16 protein-coding genes are annotated in these 16,836 nt (G+C 74.3%); 4 read left to right on the top strand and 12 right to left on the bottom strand.

The window, feature by feature from the left end; genetic code table 11:
- Positions 1 to 61: 61 nt before the first annotated feature.
- The 5 genes from KUM03_RS35870 to infC form a co-directional block, all read right to left on the bottom strand.
- The gene (locus KUM03_RS35870; RefSeq protein ID WP_217254735.1) at positions 62 to 1,201 is read right to left on the bottom strand and encodes an ATP-binding protein; all 1,140 of its coding nucleotides are present in this window, start codon (positions 1,199 to 1,201) and stop codon (positions 62 to 64) included.
- Between the two features lie 50 nt (positions 1,202 to 1,251).
- Positions 1,252 to 2,100, bottom strand: a complete 849-nt coding sequence (locus KUM03_RS35875; RefSeq protein ID WP_217254782.1) for an RNA methyltransferase — start codon at positions 2,098 to 2,100, stop codon at positions 1,252 to 1,254.
- A gap of 181 nt (positions 2,101 to 2,281) precedes the next feature.
- Positions 2,282 to 2,665 (bottom strand): 50S ribosomal protein L20, encoded by a 384-nt coding sequence (gene rplT, locus KUM03_RS35880; protein ID WP_016642495.1) that lies wholly within the window; start codon positions 2,663 to 2,665, stop codon positions 2,282 to 2,284.
- 97 nt (positions 2,666 to 2,762) lie between these two features.
- A complete protein-coding gene (gene rpmI, locus KUM03_RS35885) occupies positions 2,763 to 2,957 on the bottom strand; it encodes a 50S ribosomal protein L35 (RefSeq protein ID WP_003977225.1) in 195 nt (64 codons plus the stop codon).
- A 110-nt stretch (positions 2,958 to 3,067) separates the two neighbouring features.
- Positions 3,068 to 3,727, bottom strand: a complete 660-nt coding sequence (infC, locus tag KUM03_RS35890; RefSeq protein ID WP_217254783.1) for a translation initiation factor IF-3 — start codon at positions 3,725 to 3,727, stop codon at positions 3,068 to 3,070.
- 385 nt (positions 3,728 to 4,112) lie between these two features.
- Between infC and KUM03_RS35895 the strand changes: the two genes are divergently transcribed.
- Positions 4,113 to 4,478, top strand: coding sequence for a DUF1844 domain-containing protein (locus KUM03_RS35895; protein ID WP_217254736.1), 366 nt, complete (start codon positions 4,113 to 4,115; stop codon positions 4,476 to 4,478).
- A gap of 6 nt (positions 4,479 to 4,484) precedes the next feature.
- Here KUM03_RS35895 and KUM03_RS35900 read toward each other — a convergent pair whose 3' ends face one another.
- The 3 genes from KUM03_RS35900 to KUM03_RS35910 form a co-directional block, all read right to left on the bottom strand.
- Positions 4,485 to 5,231 (bottom strand): SseB family protein, encoded by a 747-nt coding sequence (locus tag KUM03_RS35900; RefSeq protein ID WP_217254737.1) that lies wholly within the window; start codon positions 5,229 to 5,231, stop codon positions 4,485 to 4,487.
- A 224-nt stretch (positions 5,232 to 5,455) separates the two neighbouring features.
- Positions 5,456 to 6,634, bottom strand: coding sequence for a type VII secretion-associated serine protease mycosin (gene mycP / locus KUM03_RS35905; RefSeq protein WP_073730909.1), 1,179 nt, complete (start codon positions 6,632 to 6,634; stop codon positions 5,456 to 5,458).
- Positions 6,631 to 7,443 carry a hypothetical protein gene (locus tag KUM03_RS35910; RefSeq protein WP_217254738.1) on the bottom strand — a complete coding sequence of 271 codons (813 nt, stop codon included), beginning with the start codon at positions 7,441 to 7,443 and terminating at the stop codon, positions 6,631 to 6,633. The genes mycP and KUM03_RS35910 overlap by 4 nt, the downstream gene beginning before the upstream one ends.
- A gap of 1,542 nt (positions 7,444 to 8,985) precedes the next feature.
- Here KUM03_RS35910 and KUM03_RS35915 point away from each other — a divergent pair.
- Entirely contained in the window at positions 8,986 to 10,188 is a 1,203-nt protein-coding gene (locus tag KUM03_RS35915) for an amino acid deaminase/aldolase (protein ID WP_217254739.1), read from the top strand.
- 19 nt (positions 10,189 to 10,207) lie between these two features.
- On the opposite strand, the gene KUM03_RS35920 is transcribed toward KUM03_RS35915, so the two are convergent.
- From KUM03_RS35920 to KUM03_RS35935, 4 genes are read right to left on the bottom strand one after another with little or no spacing between them, the layout of a single operon-like run.
- Positions 10,208 to 11,176 (bottom strand): DUF2510 domain-containing protein, encoded by a 969-nt coding sequence (locus KUM03_RS35920; RefSeq protein WP_217254784.1) that lies wholly within the window; start codon positions 11,174 to 11,176, stop codon positions 10,208 to 10,210.
- A gap of 37 nt (positions 11,177 to 11,213) precedes the next feature.
- The gene (locus KUM03_RS35925; protein WP_217254785.1) at positions 11,214 to 11,996 is read right to left on the bottom strand and encodes a 3-oxoacyl-ACP reductase; all 783 of its coding nucleotides are present in this window, start codon (positions 11,994 to 11,996) and stop codon (positions 11,214 to 11,216) included.
- A gap of 21 nt (positions 11,997 to 12,017) precedes the next feature.
- Positions 12,018 to 13,403: an aldehyde dehydrogenase gene (locus tag KUM03_RS35930; RefSeq protein WP_217254740.1), complete on the bottom strand. Its 1,386-nt coding sequence runs from the start codon at positions 13,401 to 13,403 to the stop codon at positions 12,018 to 12,020.
- 8 nt (positions 13,404 to 13,411) lie between these two features.
- Entirely contained in the window at positions 13,412 to 14,785 is a 1,374-nt protein-coding gene (locus tag KUM03_RS35935) for a glutamine synthetase family protein (protein WP_217254741.1), read from the bottom strand.
- A gap of 73 nt (positions 14,786 to 14,858) precedes the next feature.
- On the opposite strand from KUM03_RS35935, the gene KUM03_RS35940 reads away from it, so the two are divergent.
- Together KUM03_RS35940 and KUM03_RS35945 are read left to right on the top strand one after the other, a co-directional pair.
- Positions 14,859 to 15,593: a FadR/GntR family transcriptional regulator gene (locus KUM03_RS35940; protein ID WP_217254742.1), complete on the top strand. Its 735-nt coding sequence runs from the start codon at positions 14,859 to 14,861 to the stop codon at positions 15,591 to 15,593.
- 86 nt (positions 15,594 to 15,679) lie between these two features.
- On the top strand, positions 15,680 to 16,372 hold the full coding sequence (locus KUM03_RS35945; RefSeq protein ID WP_217254743.1) for a gamma-glutamyl-gamma-aminobutyrate hydrolase family protein: 693 nt from the start codon (positions 15,680 to 15,682) through the stop codon (positions 16,370 to 16,372).
- Positions 16,373 to 16,836: the final 464 nt, after the last annotated feature.

Here is a 16,836-nt window from a genome sequence, read left to right on the forward strand (position 1 = left end):
ACACAAAGGTGCCAATGGCCGAGTCTAACGGGGTGGAGGGAGGCGAATGCGCCCGCGGTGCTCAGGCCAGGTAGGCCGGTGCCGCCACGGGCAACGTAAATCGGAACTCCGCGCCGCCGCCGGCGGCTCGTCCGACCGTGATGGTGCCGCCGTGGGCCTCGACGATGCCCTTGACGATGTACAGCCCGAGGCCGGTGCCGCCGCGCTTGCTGCCCCGCCAGAAGCGGGTGAAGACGCGGTTCATGGACTCCTCCGGGATGCCCGCCCCTTCGTCGCTCACCGTGACCGACGTGCCGGTGTCCTCCCCTTCGCGGGGTGACGCCGTGGGCGTGACGTCAATGGTGACGGTTCCGTCGCCGTGCCGCACGGCATTTTCCAGCAGGTTGCTGAGCACCTGGTCGATCTTGTCCGGGTCGGCCCACAGGTCGGGCAGCGGCTGCGCGAGGCGGAGCAGGAAACGGTCGGCCTCCTGGCCGCCGGCGACGTACGCCTGGATGTGGCGGCCGACGGCGGCGCCGATGTCGACGGGCTGGCGGCGCACCTCCAGCCGGCCCGAGTCGATCCGGGAGATGTCGAGCAGCTCGGCGATGAGCCGGGTGACGCGGTCGGCGTCGGCGTCGACGGTCTCCAGCATCAGCCGCTTCTGGTCATCGGTGAACCGCTCCCACTTGGCGAGCAGGGTGGCCGTGAAGCCCTTGACGGAGGTGAGCGGGGAGCGCAGCTCGTGGGCGACGGTGGCGATCAGCTCGGCGTGGCTGCGTTCGGTGCGGCGCCGGGCCTCGGTGTCGCGGAGGGTGACGACGACGCGGTGGACGGGGCCGAGGCGCTGGGCACGGACGTAGCGTGCGGAGACGAGGACTTCGCGGCCGCCGGGCAGCAGGAGGTTGCGTTCGGGCTGGCGTACGCGGATGGCGAGGCCGCCGTAGGGGTCGGTCAGCTGCCACCAGCGCCCGCCCTCCAGGTCCTCCAAGGGCAGCGCCGTCTCCAGCCGCTGTCCGAGGGCCTGGGCGGCGGGGGTTGCGGTGATGCGCGCGGCGGCGGAGTTGAAGCAGATGACGCGGCCGTGCTCGTCCGCGACGACGAGTCCGTCGGGCAGCTGGTCCGGGTCGATGCCGAGGCCGGCGGGATCACCGGGGGCGCGGGGCGCGGGCGGACGCGGCGCCTCCCGTGCTCCCGGTGCGCTGCTCGTGCCGACGCTCATCCCCGTACCCCACCTCTCAGCCGTGCGGGGGCCCTGAGCTGGTCACCCTACTAGGCCTCGGTGACGGAGCGGCACCCTCCGGCGGCGCGCTGTGCACGCGCCGACGCGTAGAGACATACGGCGGCGGCGGTGGCGAGGTTCAGACTCTCGGCCTTGCCGTGGATCGGGACGCGCAGGACGGCGTCGGTGAGGGCGCGGGTCTCCTCCGGCAGGCCCCAGGCCTCGTTGCCGAAGACCCAGGCGGTGGGGCCGCCCATGGTGCCCGCGTCCAGCTCCGCGTCGATGTCCTCCTCGCCCGCCCCGTCGGCGGCGAGGACACGCACCCCGGCGTCCCTGAGCCCGGCCACGGCCTGCTCGACGGGGACGCCGACGGCGACGGGCAGGTGGAACAGGGAGCCGACGGAGGCGCGTACGGCCTTCGGGTTGTACAGGTCGACGGATGCGTCGGTGAGCACGACGGCCTCGGCGCCGGCGGCGTCGGCGCAGCGCAGCACGGTCCCGGCGTTGCCGGGATCGCGGACGTGGGCGAGGACGGCGACCAGCTTGGGCCGGGCGGCGAGGATCTCCTCGAACGGCGTGTCCAGGAACCGGCAGACCCCGACCAGCCCCTGCGGGGTGACGGTGGTGGAGATGTCCTCGATCACCTCGTCGGCGGCGAGGTGGACCCGGGCCCCGGCGTCCCGTGCGGCCCCCACGATGTCGGCGTACCGCTCGGCCGCCTCGACGGTGGCGAACAGCTCGACCAGCGTCTCCCCGTACCCGGCGGCCTCCCGCACGGCCTGCGGCCCCTCGGCCAGGAACAGCCGCTCCTTCCCCCGAAAGTTCCGCTTGGCCAACCGCCGCGCGGCGAGCACACGGGGGGAACGGGGGGAGATCAGCTCGGGGCTGACGGGAGGCACTTTGCTCACCTTCACAATTGAATAGACGCTGACTGCAACGCGCCCCCATAGGGGCGCGGGGAACTGCGCGACCAGCCCCAACGGACCCGCGGCAGACAACGAACCGAACAACGGCAATCGAAGGGACCCGCAGGCTTCAAGCCTGCGGGTCCCTTCAACTACGGCTCAAGCCAGCGCAGCGTCACGCCGCCTTCGGCGCGTTCACGTCGCTCGGCAGCGCCTTCTGCGCGACCTCGACCAGCGCGGCGAACGCGTTGGCGTCGTTGACGGCCAGCTCCGCCAGGATCTTGCGGTCCACCTCGATGTTGGCGGCCTTCAGACCCTGGATGAAGCGGTTGTAGGTGATGCCGTTGGCGCGGGCAGCGGCGTTGATGCGCTGGATCCACAGCTGGCGGAAGTCACCCTTGCGCTTCTTGCGGTCGTTGTAGTTGTAGACCAGCGAGTGGGTGACCTGCTCCTTGGCCTTGCGGTACAGGCGCGAACGCTGACCGCGGTAGCCGGAGGCCTGCTCGAGGATCGCCCGGCGCTTCTTGTGGGCGTTGACTGCCCGCTTGACGCGTGCCACTTTTTAACTCCTTGTAGCGGGGCCGCGGTGGTCCTCACGCGGCCCGGTATCGAATGGGTCCCGGTCCTGCCGTACGGCGCTCAGTGGCGCCCGTACGTCACTTGCCGAGAAGCTTCTTGATCTTCGCGGCGTCGCCCGGGGCCATCTCGGCGTTGCCGGTGAGGCGACGCGTCACGCGGGACGACTTGTGCTCGAGCAGGTGGCGCTTGCCGGCGCGCTCACGGAGCACCTTGCCGGAGCCGGTGATCTTGAAGCGCTTGCTGGCACCGCTGTGCGACTTGTTCTTCGGCATAGCGCCGTTCTCTCCTCGTCGGTGGCGCTCCGATGCCCGGTCGTGAAACCGGGCACGGTGGAGCGTCGCTCTTGTATCGGTTACGTCCTGGGGACCGGAGTCCCCCGGGGTCACGCCTCGGCGGGAGCCTCGGCCGGGGCCTCGGCGTCCACGACGTCGGCGTCGGCGTCCGCGGCGTTCTGCGACTTGCCGGGGTTGGCCTTCGCCTCCGCCTTGCGGGCTTCCTGCGCCTGGCGAGCCTCGGCCATCGCCTCGGTCTTCTTCTTGTGCGGACCGAGGACCATGATCATGTTGCGGCCGTCCTGCTTCGGGTTCGACTCCACGAACCCGAGGTCGGCCACGTCCTCCGCGAGACGCTGCAGCAGTCGGTAGCCGAGCTCCGGCCGGGACTGCTCGCGACCACGGAACATGATCGTGATCTTGACCTTGTCGCCCTGCTTGAGGAACCGGACGACGTGACCCTTCTTGGTGTCATAGTCGTGCGGGTCGATCTTCGGCCGGAGCTTCATCTCCTTGATGACCGTGTGCGCCTGGTTCTTGCGCGCCTCACGGGCCTTCATGGCCGACTCGTACTTGAACTTCCCGTAGTCCATGAGCTTGCACACGGGCGGACGGGCGTTCGCCGCGACCTCGACGAGATCGAGGTCGTACTCCTGCGCAAGCTCCAGGGCCTTGGCAAGCGGGACAATCCCGACCTGCTCGCCGCTGGGACCGACAAGTCGCACCTCGGGAACGCGAATCCGGTCGTTGATGCGGGGCTCGGCGCTGATGGATCCTCCTCGGTAGCACCACGCGACGGTCTGGCGGACAGCCGCGTAACGTCTGTGTTCGATAGACCTAACCGCGCCGGCGCAACAAAAATGCCCCGGACGATCACAGGCGGGGCTCCTCAGTACTACCGGAGCACCGCCGCGATGTGATCGCGGGGCGCGATTTCGGGCTGGTCGCCGCCGCTGGGACGGGACCGCCTGACCGGTGACCCGCCGTCCTGAGGACGGCCAGGTGGGAGTTCGGAGCCTCCACTTGTGGGCCGGGCTCGCTGCCGTGGGGCGCGCGTGTCCGACCGGTCGTTACACAAGGTTAGCAGCTCGGCGGGGGAACGGCTAACCGAGACCGAGTGGGGCGACGGTGCGTCCTGCGCCTATCGTGAGCGGCATGAGTGAGACCCCTGCCGACTCCTCGGCGAATCCCGACTTCGACGCCATGACCCGCGACATCGCCGAGGTGCCGGCGGTCGAGGTGATCGTGACGGTCGCCGTCAACCTGATGAGCGCCGCCGCCGTGAAGCTCGGACTGACCGAGGAGGGCGAGGCGCACAAGGACCTGGACGAGGCCCGCAAGCTGGTGCACGCGCTGGCCGGTCTGCTGGACGCGACGGCGACCGAGATCAGCTCGTTCCACGCGGCGCCGCTGCGCGACGGTCTGAAGTCGCTCCAGCTGGCCTTCCGCGAGGCGTCGCTCGTCCCGGACGAGCCGGGCCAGGGTCCGGGCGAGAAGTACACCGGCCCTGTCTACGGCTGAGGCCCCTCAGCTCGCTTCGAGCTGTCCGCGCACGTACAAGGGCTCGCCCGGCGGCGTCGCCCCGGCCGGCAGCAGTGCCAGGTCGAGGCCGCGCACCAGGCGGGCCCTCAGTGTCTCGTCGGCGGCCAGCCGCTCGGCGACGGCGCGGGCGGCCCGCGCCGGTTCGGCCCCGGGGTCCAGGAACAACGCGAGGGTGCCGTCGGCCTGGCCCGGCCCGAGGTGTGCCCGCAGTACGGCGGGCTCGGCGGCCAGGGCGGCGCGTACGGCGCCGGCGACGGCCGGGTCGGCGAGCGGGTCGGTCGTCGTACGTCCCTCGGCCAGTGCGAGCAGCACCCGTCCGGTCAGCTCGAACGGCACCGGTCCGGCCAGGTCCAGGACGACGGTGTCCGCCTTCTCGTGCGCGGCGGCCTGGAGCGCCTGGTGCACGGGTACGGCGACGGGGCGGGCGTTCGGGTCCCAGCGGGCGAGCGACTCGGTGGACGTGAAGGCGGGCAGCGCGGTCCGGCCGCCGGCCTTCAGCGTCGGTACGGCCATGTCGCTGGTCTTCTCGCGGCGCAGCCCGTTCTCGGCCTCCTCCGCTTCCCCCAGGACGGCCACCACGGGCACGAGCAGCCGGGCGCCCTTCAGCGCCTCCAGCACGGGCGCCAGGGCGGTGCGGTCCTCGGCCCAGGCGGCGAGCGCCGCGCTCAGCCGAGGGTCGGCGGAGCCGTCGTCGTCGGAGAAGGCGGAGTCGGGGATGTTCTTGTTCGCCACGGTCCCCGAGCCTATCGGGGGTCGCGGAATGCTTCTCACGGGCCTGCCGGAATTCTCTGGCCGGCCTGTGAGGTCCCGTGGGAGAGGCATCGGTGGGGACGGTCGAGCCGGTCGTGGACCGGGAGGCGCTGCCAGGCCACCGCCATGGCGTCGGTGACCGTGCCGGACGGTGCCGAGGTGTCGGTCGCGGTGCTCTACGCGGAGTCCGGTGCGGGCGGCGGGGGTCAGAAGTCGTCGTAGCGTTCGCGGCGGCCGCGCCACAGGACGACGGCCGCGACGATCATGACGCCGCCCGCGCTGCCCGCCAGCGGGGCCGCCCAGGCCGAGGTGCCGTCGTCGGAGGCGGGGGCGTCCGGGCCCGGGCCGAAGTACTTCTCGCCGTACGCCGCCGACCTCAGGCCCTGCGGCTTCAGCCGTCCGGCCGCCTCGATGGCGGCGGCGGGGTCGACGAAGCCGTACCCGCGGGAGTCGTCGCGGCCCCCGGCCGGGGCGTTGCGGGCCGTGTCCTCCAGGAGGCTCTTGACCTGGGCCGGGGTGAGGTCCGGGTGGGCCGACTTCACCAGGGCGGCGGCGCCGGAGACGAAGGCGGAGGCGGCGCTGGTGCCCCAGCCCTCGTAGTAGCGGTGGTCGGGGTCCGCGATGATCACGTCGACGCCGGGGGCGCTGACCGTGGCGTACCAGCGGCGGGTGGAGAAGGAGGCGCGGGTGCCGTAGCGGTCGACGGCGGTCGCGGCGATGACGCCCGGGTAGGCCGCCGGGTAGGAGATGTGGTCGCCCTTCTCGCCGCCGTTGCCGGCGGAGGCCACGACGACCACGCCCTTCTTCAGGGCGTACTGGATGGCCTCGTCCTCGGCGGGCTCGGGGTGGGCGGAGGCGGAGTCGTCGCCGAGGGAGAGGTTGATGATGTCGGCGCCGTGGTCGGCGGCCCAGCGGATGCCTTCGGCGAGGGCGTTGCCGCGGGTCTTGCGGGCCTTGGCGCGGGAGGGGTCGCCGTCCTCCAGGATGACGCGCAGGGGCAGGATCTTCGCCTCCGGGGCGACGCCCATGACGCCCTCGGAGTTGCCGGGGCCGTGGCCGTGACCGGCGATGATCCCGGCCATGGCGGTGCCGTGCCGGGCCCAGGCGCGGTCGCCCTCGCTCGCGCCGAAGCCGACCAGGTCCTTGCCGGTGAGGACGTTGCCGGCCAGGTCCGGGTGGTCGGCCTCGACGCCGGTGTCCAGGACGGCGACGGTGACGCCGGCGCCCTTGGTGGTCTGCCACGCCTTCGCGGTGTGCATGGCGTCCAGGGACCACTGTTGGGCGCGGATGCCGTCGGCGTGCGCGGCCGGCGCCGGGACCAGGACGAGGGCGGCGGCGAGGAGGAGGCTCAGGGCTCCCGTCGCACGGGTTCCGTTGGTGTTCACGAGGGGTGCTCCGTGGGCGTGCCGACGTTCTTGCGCAGGGCGCGTTCGACGCGGTCGGCGAGGCCCTGCGCCTCGTGGCCGAGGCCGGCCTGGGCGGGGGCCGAGGTGGCGCCGGATTCCATGGCCTCCTCGGCGGGCTCGGGCTCGTCCACGGTGCGGGCGTCGGCCCAGCCGGAGACGGCGTAGACGACGACGGGGGCGTCGGTGAGGACGGAGACGGTCCACGAGGCCCGTTGCGGCGCGCCGAATCCGGCGGCGACGGTGCCCTCGGCGGCGTACGGCAGTGGCATGAGGTCGGTGCGGCTCCCCAGGCCCTCCTTCTCGAACCGGCCGGCCAGCGCGGTCATGGCGGCGGCGTCGGCCTTGGCGAAGAGCAGGCCGACGGTCGTGACGTGGCTCTGGGTGGCGTCGGTGTAGGTGGCGCGCAGCAGGCGCGTGCAGCCGACCGGGTCGAGCACCTTGGCCAGCAGCGGGTCGAAGGCGCCGGCGCAGTCGCCGTCCGGGGCGACGGCCACCCGGGTCCAGGTGCGGTCGGCGCCACCGGGGCCGGCGCCCCGTCCCTGGACGGTGGGCGGGAGGAGCTGGTCGACCGGCACGCTGTGCCACAGGTCCCCGGCCGCGGTGAACGCGTCGCGCGCGCCGCCGTCCCCGGAGTCCCCGGCGAGCCAGCTGCCGGTGACGGCACCGGTGACCAGTCCCAGCCCGAGTACGAGGCAGACGGCCGCGGCGACGGCCTGGGGCCTGCCGCGCCCGCCGAGCGAGCGCGGCCGGGCAAGTCCGTCGTACCCCTCGGGCTCCCCGAACGACACCCAGGGCCGCCCGTCACCCGGGGCCGCCGGGGCGCTCCAGGACAGCGCGGGGTCGGGGTCGGTGGGCGCCGCGTCCGCCGGGCGGGAGGCAGGGCGTGGCGCGGCTGCGGGCTCCGCTGCGGGTGCCCGACCCGGCTCCGGCTCCGCCGGGATGGGGCGGAGGCGCCTCGTTGTCTCGGACGCGTTCTCCGCGGGCGCGGCGGGGCGGCGGTGCGGCGGTGCGGAGGCGTTCGCCGCAGGCGCGGCGGCGGGACGGTGGGGCGACGACTCGGACCCGGCGCCCGCCCGCGGGGCCTCGCCACCGGCACCGGGACCGGGACCGACGGACGGAGACATGGCGGTACGCCGGGACGCGGGCGCCGCCGGAGGCTGTCCCTGCGGCCTGCCACTCCCGAAGGGCTCCCCGGCAGGAGAGCGCGGCCACGACTCCGACCCGGCGGCCGCCCGCGGGGCTTCGCCACGGGCGTCGGAGCTTACGGACGGGGACGTGGGTGCCGTCGGGCGTTGTGTGTGCGGCGTGCCGCTTTCCTCCCCGGTCTCGCGGCCGACGGTCGGCGGGGTGTCCGGGAAGCGGGCGGACGCCTGGGGCGGCGGCGCGGGATCGGTGGCCCGGGGGCCGCCTGGCCGGAAACGCGGGAAGGGGTGCTGGGCGCTGCCCGGGGTGTCCGGGTCGCCGTCCCGACGCGTCACCGCACGGCCGTCCTCCCCGCGCGGCACGATCGGGCCGGCCTCACCGCGTGGTGGGGTCGGTTCGTCCGTCCGGCGCGGCGCCGCCCGGTCGCCTGAGGGTGCGGGTACGCGACCGCTGCCCGGGGGCGCGGATGCATGCGGGCGGCCGCTGTCCGCGAGACCGCCGTGCGGCGTCACCGTCGGGCGGGGCGGGGTCTGCGGGCGCCTCGGCGCCTGCCGACGGTCCGGGGCGGCCGCACCGGAGGGGCCCGGGGAGCCGGGGTGCCCGTCCGGGCGGGGCGGGATTCCCGTGGAGGGCGGCGTCGCAGGGCGTGGCGGGGTGTCCGGGCGGCGTCCGCCCCCGGAGCGCTCATCCCTACCGGACGCACCTTCCGGCGAAGGCGGCGTTCCCGGCTGGGGCGAGGCATCCCCGCGCGGCTCACCGCCGGAGCGCAGGCCTTCGTCCCCGGGGGACGGAACCGCCCTCGCCGAAGGCGGCGTTCCGGGGCGCGGCGGAGCCGTAGGGCCGGGCGGGGCGTCAGGGCGTGGGGGGAGGGAGGCGCGGCGCGCTTCCGTGCTCATGCACCCCCCGTTCCTCGGGCCCGGGCCGTTTCTCCGGCGCGGGCCGGTGATGTCGTCTCCTGCCCCGGCCCGGCGCGGAACGTTCCGTCCCGGGCACGCATACCCGCACGGGAGGACCGCCATCCCGGGGCCGGAGCCCCCCCGGGGGGCCGGCCGCCGGGGTCGCCCCGCCGTGCGTGCGCGTCACTCTACGGCGTGACCCCACCCGGCGGGGAACCAGTCCGCGCGCCCGTGGCATTGGCCCGGAACGTCCCCCTACCCTGCGGTAATCCTGTCTGGCAGGCTGCGGTCATGACCGCACGCGCCGCCGACCGGGCCCGCTACGACCGGGCCACCGCCCATCTGGACGCCCCCGTGGCGATCGTGGACCTGGAGGCCTTCGACGCGAACGCCGACGACCTGCTCCGCCGGGCCGGCGGGAAGCCGATCCGGGTCGCCAGCAAGTCCGTACGGTGCCGTGCGCTGCTGGTACGGGTCCTGGCCCGGGACGGCTTCGCGGGCGTCATGTCGTTCACGCTGGCCGAGTCCCTGTGGCTGGCGCGCTCCGGATTCGAGGACGTGCTCCTCGCGTACCCCTCGGCGGACCGCGCCCGCTACGCCGAGCTGACCGCCGATCCCAAGCTCGCCTCCGCCGTGACCGTGATGATCGACGACCCGGCGCAGCTGGACCTCATCGACGCGGCGCGCGACGGCGGCCGGGAAGTCGTGCGGGTCTGCCTGGAGTTGGACACCTCGCTGAAGCTGTTGGGCGGGCGGGTGCGGGTCGGGGCCCGGCGCTCCCCGCTGCACTCCCCCGCCGAGGTCGCCGACCTGGCCCGCTCGGTGGCCCGCCGGCCCGGCTTCGAGGTCGTCGGCATCATGGCGTACGAGGGGCATGTGGCCGGTGTCGGGGACGCGGTGGCGGGGCGGCCGCTGCGGTCGCGTGCGGTGCGGCTGATGCAGGCCGCCGCCCGCCGGGAACTGGCCGAGCGGCGCGCGGCGGTGGTGCGGGCGGTCCGGGCCGTGGCGCCCGGCCTGGAGTTCGTCAACGGCGGCGGCACGGGCAGCGTGCAGCACACCGCCGCGGAGGACGCGGTCACCGAGATCGCGGCCGGGTCGGGGCTGTACGTGCCGCGGCTGTTCGACAACTACACGTCGTTCCGGGGCCGTCCGGCGGCCCTGTTCGCCCAGCCCGTCGTACGGCGCCCGGGGGTCGGGGTCGTGACCGTGCTCGGCGCGGGCTACCCCGCCTCCGGTGCGGCCGGGAAGGACCGGCTGCCCGTGCCGTACCTCCCCGAGGGCCTGCGCTACGACCCCCAGGAGGGCGCCGGCGAGGTGCAGACGCCGCTGCTCGGCACGCCCGCCGACGACCTGCTGATCGGCGACAAGGTGTGGTTCCGGCACGCCAAGGCCGGCGAGCTGTGCGAACGGTTCGACACCCTGCACCTGGTGGAGGGGGACGCGGTGACGGCGACGGTGCCGACGTACCGGGGTGAGGGGCACACCTTCCTCTGACCCCGCCTCCCGGCGCGGCTCAGTCGGACGGGCCGATGCCGCTGCCCACACCGCCGCCCGTGTCCGCGTCGCCGACGGGCCGGATGCCGTCGGTGATCTCGTCCATCGCGGCGAGCGGCGGCCCGTCCTCGCCGGCGTCGAAGACGTAGCGGACGAGGATCGGGGACTCGGTGCCGACGGTGGAGGGGAAGACCAGGGACTGCACGTAGCCGCCGGGGCCCTTGACCGTCGTCACCCGCCAGCGCACGTAGTACCCGGCGCGTCCGGCGACCGCGACCGGCCCGGCCCCGACCTGCTCGTGGGACTCGATGCCGCCGAAGGGTTTGCCGCCGACCGGGTCGCGGTCGTAGGCGTCCTCGGCCGCGTCCTCGATGTCCTGCTCGGCGAGGGTCCTCGGGGACGACTCGGTGCTGCCCGTGACGGTGCGCGAGATGACCAGGCCGTACCGGCAGACGCCGCCGTCGCCGGGGCAGTCGTAGGTGCCGTCCGTGGTCATCATGACGTCGTCCTCGGCGACGTACCGGGGGCGCACCCAGCCGTCCGGCAGCGGGAAGGTGATGCCGTTCAGCGGGTCCTCGACCACGGCCGGGTCGTCGGAGGGAGATTCGGAGGCGGTCGGTGATGAGGTCGGTGGTGTACTCGTCGGCGCCGGGGCGTCGGTGGTGGCCGTGACCGGCGGGGTCCGCGCCTCGGGTGCGCCACCGTCGTCCTCGCCGAGGACGAACACACCGGTGACGATCGCCGCGACCAGGACCGCCGCGGCGGTGGTGAGGGCGATCGCCTTGGCCCGCCCGCCGCCCGCCGGCCGGCGCTGCCCGGGGCCGCCGCCGGTGAACAGCGGCACGGTCGACGACGACGGCGGCGGTTGAGGGGGTGCGTACCCGGCGGCCCCGGGCGCGCGACGGTGGTCCGTCCAGGCCGCGCCGTCCCACCAGCGTTCCTGGTGCGGGGCCGACGGATCGGGGTACCAGCCGGGCGGCGGCGTCATGCTCATTCCGGCACTGTAGGACGCCGTCCGCCCCGGTCTACAGCGGTGTGACGTACGCCCCGGAGATCCCGCCGTCCACCAGGAAGTCGGTGGCGTTGACGAAGGAGGAGTCGTCGCTGGCCAGGAAGGCGACGGCGGCGGCGATCTCGTCGGCCTCGGCGAACCGCCCGAGCGGGATGTGGACGAGGCGGCGCGCGGCCCGCTCCGGGTCCTTGGCGAACAGCTCTTGCAGGAGCGGGGTGTTGACCGGGCCGGGGCACAGCGCGTTGACCCGGATGCCCTCCCGGGCGAACTGCACGCCCAGCTCCCGGGACATGGCGAGGACACCGCCCTTGGACGCGGTGTACGAGATCTGGCTGGTGGCGGCGCCCATCCGCGCGACGAAGGACGCGGTGTTGATGATGGAGCCCCTGCCCTGGCGCCGCATGTAGGGGATGGCGGCCTTGCAGCACAGGTAGACGGAGGTGAGGTTGACCTCCTGGACGCGCTTCCAGGCCTCCAGGCCGGTCTCCAGGATGGAGTCGTCGTCGGGCGGTGAGATGCCGGCGTTGTTGAAGGCGACGTCGACGCTGCCGTAGGTGTCGTACGCGGCCTTGAACAGCGCCTCGACCTGCTCCGGGTCGGTCACGTCGGCCTTGACGAAGGTGCCGCCGGTCTCCTCGGCCGCCGCCTTGCCCCGGGTCTCGTCCACGTCGCCGCAGACGACGTGGGCGCCCTCGGAGGCGAGCCGGCGGGCGGACGCGAGGCCGATGCCGCTGCCGGCCCCGGTGACGACGGCGGTACGGCCGGCCAGGCGGCGGCAGATGATGTCCTCGGTCATGAGTGGCTCGGTCATGAGTGGCTAAGCCTCCGTGCTGATGAAGACGTTCTTGGTCTCGGTGAAGGCGGTGAGCGCGTCGGGGCCGAGTTCGCGGCCGACGCCGGACTGTTTGAAGCCGCCGAACGGGGTCCAGTAGCGCACGCTGGAGTGGGAGTTGACCGACAGGTTCCCGGCACGCACCGCGCTCGACACGCGCAGGGCGCGGCCGACGTCCCGGGTCCACAGTGAGCCGGAGAGGCCGTAGTCGGTGGCGTTGGCCAGGCGGACCGCGTCGGCCTCGTCCTCGAAGGGCAGGACGACGGCGACGGGGCCGAAGACCTCCTCGACGGCCACGCGCGCGTGCGCCTCCACGCCGGTGAGGACGGTGGGCGGGAACCAGAAGCCGGGGCCGCCCTCGGGGGCCTTGCCGCGGATGCCGTCGGCGTCGTCGGGGACGTGGGAGCGGACGCGGTCCAGTTGGGCGCGGGAGATCAGCGGGCCCATGTCGGTGCTCTCGTCGGCCGGGTCGCCGACGCGGACGGACTCGATCGCGGGGGCCAGGAGGGCGAGGAAGCGGTCGTACACCGTGCGCTGGACGAGGATGCGGGTGCGGGCGCAGCAGTCCTGGCCGGAGTTGTCCAGGAAGGACATGGGCGTGGCGGCAGCGGCGGCCTCCAGGTCGGCGTCGGCGAAGACGATGTTGGGGCTCTTGCCGCCGAGTTCGAGAGTGACGGGCTTGAGGAGGGCGGCGCCCTCGGCGGCCACCCGCCGGCCCACGGCGGTCGAGCCGGTGAAGACGATCTTCGCGACGCCCGGGTGTCGGACGAGGGCGTCGCCCGCGACCGGCCCGTGCCCCGGCAGGACCTGGAACAGTCCCTCGGGAAGGCCTGCCTCCAGGGCCAGTTCGGCCAGGCGGAGCGCGGTCAGCGGGGTGGTCTCGGCGGGCTTGAGGAGGACCGCGTTGCCCGCCGCCAGCGCCGGTGCGGTGCCCCAGGCGGCGATCGGCATCGGGAAGTTCCAGGGGGCGATGACGCCGACCACGCCCAGCGGTTCGAGGATCGTCACGTCGAGGCCGCCGGCGACCGGGATCTGCCGTCCGGTGAGCCGCTCCACTCCCCCGGCGGCGTAGTCGAGCAGGTCACGGACGTTGCCGGCCTCCCAGCGGGCGTTGCCGACGGTGTGCCCGGCCTCCATGACCTCCAGCCGGGCCAGTTCCTCCAGGTGGTCGTCGACGGCGGCGGCGAAGCGGCGCAGCAGCCGGGCACGGTCGCCGGGGGCGAGGGCGGCCCAGCCGCCCTGCGCCCGCGCGGCCCGTACGACGGCGGCGTCGACGTCGGACGCCGATGCGGCGGGGACGGTGGCGACGACCTCTTCGGTCGCCGGGTTCAGGACGCGTAGCTCGTCGGAGAGCGGCTGTGCCTCGGACAATCGGTGCCTCACATGCGTTCGAAGGAGCGGCGCAGTTCCCAGTCCGTGACGGCGGCGTCGTAGGCGTCGAGTTCGACGCGCGCCATGTTGCGGTAGTGGGCGACGACCTCGTCCCCGAAGGCGGCCTTGGCGAGGGTGCTGTTCTCCCACAGCTCGGCGGCCTCGCGCAGGGTGGTGGGGACGTGTTCGAAGTCGGCGGCGTAGGCGTTGCCCGGGCAGGGGTCGGGCAGCTCCAGCCGCTGTTCGACGCCGTGCAGGCCTGCCGCCACCATGCCCGCCACCGCGAGGTACGGGTTGACGTCGCCGCCGGGGAGCCGGTTCTCGAAGCGCAGGGAGCGGCCGTGGCCGACGACGCGCAGGGCGCAGGTGCGGTTGTCGTGACCCCAGGCGACGGCGGTCGGGGCGAAGGAGCCGGGCTGGAAGCGCTTGTAGGAGTTGATGTGCGGGGCGTACAGGAGGGAGAACTCGCGCAGGGCCACGAGCTGTCCGGCGAGGAAGTGCCGCATGATCGCGGACATGCCGCCTTCCCCGTCGCCGGCCATGACGCTGTGTCCGTCGGCGTCGGCCAGGGAGAGGTGGATGTGGCAGGAGTTGCCCTCGCGTTCGTTGTACTTGGCCATGAAGGTGAGGGACATGCCCTCCTGGGCGGCGATCTCCTTGGCGCCGGTTTTGTAGACCGCGTGCTGGTCGCAGGTGACCAGGGCCTCGTCGTAGCGGAAGGCGATCTCGTGCTGGCCGGGGTTGCACTCGCCCTTGGCGGACTCGACGGTGAGGCCGGCGCCGGCCATCTCGTTGCGGATGCGGCGCAGCAGGGGTTCGACGCGGCCGGTGCCGAGGACCGAGTAGTCGACGTTGTACTGGTTGGCCGGGGTCAGGCCGCGGTAGTCGGCGTCCCAGGCCTGTTCGTAGGTGTCGCGGAAGACGATGAACTCCAGCTCGGTGCCGACCTGCGCGGTCAGGCCGTGCTCGTGCTCGGCGAGGCGTTCGAGCTGGCGGCGCAGGATCTGGCGGGGGGCGGCGAGCACCGGGGAGCCGTCCTCCCAGGCCAGGTCGGCGACGGCCAGCGCGGTGCCCTCGTGCCACGGCAGGCGGCGCAGGGTGGCCAGGTCCGTGTGCATGGCGAAGTCGCCGTAGCCGCGGTCCCAGGAGGACATCGCGTAGCCGTCGACGGTGTTCATGTCGGCGTCGACGGCGAGGAGGTAGTTGCAGCCCTCGGTGCCGTGCCGCAGGACCTCGTCGAGGAAGAAGCGGGCGGCGAAACGCTTGCCCTGGAGGCGTCCCTGCATGTCGGGAAAGGCCAGGACGACGGTGTCGAGGTCGCCGGCGGCGACGAGGGCGTGCAGTTCCTCGACCCCGAGCGGGGGTGTGCGGTCCGCTGCCACGGGGGGAGCCTCCTTTGGCCGGGAGCCATAAGGTATTGCCGGGGACCATTGCTTGGAAAGGGGGCGCGGCCGCATGCCGGAGGAAACCCCGGGGAGCGTGACGGACCGGCTCGCGCCGGTGCTGCGGCCGGTGCGGGCCGGCAACGGGTTCGAGGAGGCGCTGGAGCAGATCCTCCAGGTCGTCAGGCTGGGCCTGGTGTCCGGGGGCGAGCGGCTGCCCGCCGAGCGGGAGCTGGCGGAGCGGCTGGGGATCAGCCGGGTGACGCTGCGCGAGGTGCTGCGGGTGCTCCAGGACCAGGGGCTGGTTCAGGCGCGGCGGGGGCGGTACGGCGGGACGTTCGTGCTGCCGCGGACGGACGCGGGCGGCGAGGACGAATTGCGGCGCCGGGTCGCCGGGGTCGACATCGAGGACGTGCTGCGCTTCCGGGAGGTGCTGGAGGTGGGCGCGGCCGGGCTGTGCGCGGCGCACGGGCTGAGCGGCGCGCGGGCGGCGCGGCTGCGGGCGGCGCTGGCCGGCACGCGGGAGGCGCCGCTGACGGAGTACCGGCGGCTGGACACGAGGCTGCACCTCACCCTGGCGGAACTGTGCGGCTCGCCCGCCCTCGCCGCCCAGTACGCGGCCGTCCGGGCCACCCTCAACGACCTGCTGGACTGCATCCCGCTGCTGGTGCGCAATCTGGAGCACTCCCAGCGCCAGCACGCGGCGCTGGTGGAGGCGGTGCTCGACGGGGACGCGGACGGGGCGCGGGAGATCACGCGGGAGCACTGTGCGGGGACGGCGGCGCTGCTGCGCGGGTTCCTGGCGTGAGCGCGGGCGGGCGTCTTGCCTCGGGAGCCCGTCCCGGCAAAGGTATGCGTACGGTCCATTGCGGGCAGACCGCGGGAGGTCGGACGATGGCGGGCAGGCCGCTGATCGGCGTCAGTACGTATCTGGAGCACGCGGCGCGCTGGGGCGTGTGGGAGCTGGAGGCGGCGCTGCTGCCGGCCGGGTATCCGCGGCTCGTGCAGCGGGCGGGCGGACTGGCCGCGATGCTCCCGCCGGACGTGCCGGAGCACGCCGCCGCCACCGTCGCCCGCCTGGACGGACTGGTGATCGCGGGCGGCCCGGACGTGGAGCCGGCCCGCTACGGCGCCGAGCCCGGCCCGCGCACGGGTCCTCCCGCCCGGGCCCGGGACACCTGGGAACTGGCGCTCATCGACGCGGCCCTGGCCGCCCGCGTCCCGCTGCTGGGCGTCTGCCGGGGCATGCAGTTGCTCAACGTCGCGCTCGGCGGCACCCTCGTCCAGCACATCGAGGGCCACGCCGAGGTGGTGGGCGTCTTCGGCGGCCACCCGGTCAAGCCGGTGCCGGGGACGCTGTACGCGGGTGTGGTGCCCGAGGAGATGTTCGTCCCGACCTACCACCATCAGGCGGTGGACCGCCTGGGCACGGGCCTGGTCCCCTCGGCCCACGCGGCGGACGGCACGGTGGAGGCCCTGGAACTGCCGTCCGGGCCCGGCTGGGTCCTCGGGGTGCAGTGGCATCCGGAGATGGGCGAGGACGTACGGGTGATGCGGGCGCTGGTGGAGGCGGCGGGCCCGGCCTGACCGGCGCGGGCCCGGAAGCGCGGCAGCATGCGCCGGCCGTCCGGGCCCGCCGCTGCCGGGGCCTGCCCGGCCGGGAGCGGGAGCCGGACCGCCCCGGACGGGCGACGCGCCGCCGCCTGCGCGCGGCGGGCATCCATACGCGGGCAGGCTCCGGCAGCGGCGGGACCGGCCTGACCGGCGCGGGCCCGGAAGCGCGGCAGCATGCGCCGGCCGTCCGGGCCCGCCGCTGCCGGGGCCTGCCCGGCCGGGAGCGGGAGCCGGCCCCCCGGACGGGCGACGCGCCGCCGCCTGCGCGCGGCAGGCATCGATACGCGGGCAGGTCCCGGCACTCGCGCCTGGCACACACCGGCACGCACGACACACGCCCGCGAAGCAAGCCGCGCCGACCCCGCCCCACCCCCCGCCCCCGCACCCGCGGCCGACCGCTCCTCGCAGCGGCCGCGGCACCGGACCCATGGCGCGGG

Source organism: Streptomyces sp. AC602_WCS936 (assembly GCF_019049125.1).
Classification (GTDB): domain Bacteria; phylum Actinomycetota; class Actinomycetes; order Streptomycetales; family Streptomycetaceae; genus Streptomyces.

Bases quoted from the DNA above. Each gene is read 5' to 3' on its own strand.
- KUM03_RS35945 (WP_217254743.1), top strand. From the start codon at position 15,680: ATGGCGGGCAGGCCGCTGATCGGCGTCAGTACGTATCTGGAGCACGCG.
- KUM03_RS35920 (WP_217254784.1), bottom strand. From the start codon at position 11,176: ATGACGCCGCCGCCCGGCTGGTACCCCGATCCGTCGGCCCCGCACCAG.
- KUM03_RS35895 (WP_217254736.1), top strand. From the start codon at position 4,113: ATGAGTGAGACCCCTGCCGACTCCTCGGCGAATCCCGACTTCGACGCC.
- KUM03_RS35925 (WP_217254785.1), bottom strand. From the start codon at position 11,996: ATGACCGAGGACATCATCTGCCGCCGCCTGGCCGGCCGTACCGCCGTC.
- KUM03_RS35940 (WP_217254742.1), top strand. From the start codon at position 14,859: ATGCCGGAGGAAACCCCGGGGAGCGTGACGGACCGGCTCGCGCCGGTG.
- rpmI (WP_003977225.1), bottom strand. From the start codon at position 2,957: ATGCCGAAGAACAAGTCGCACAGCGGTGCCAGCAAGCGCTTCAAGATC.
- KUM03_RS35870 (WP_217254735.1), bottom strand. From the start codon at position 1,201: ATGAGCGTCGGCACGAGCAGCGCACCGGGAGCACGGGAGGCGCCGCGT.
- KUM03_RS35915 (WP_217254739.1), top strand. From the start codon at position 8,986: ATGACCGCACGCGCCGCCGACCGGGCCCGCTACGACCGGGCCACCGCC.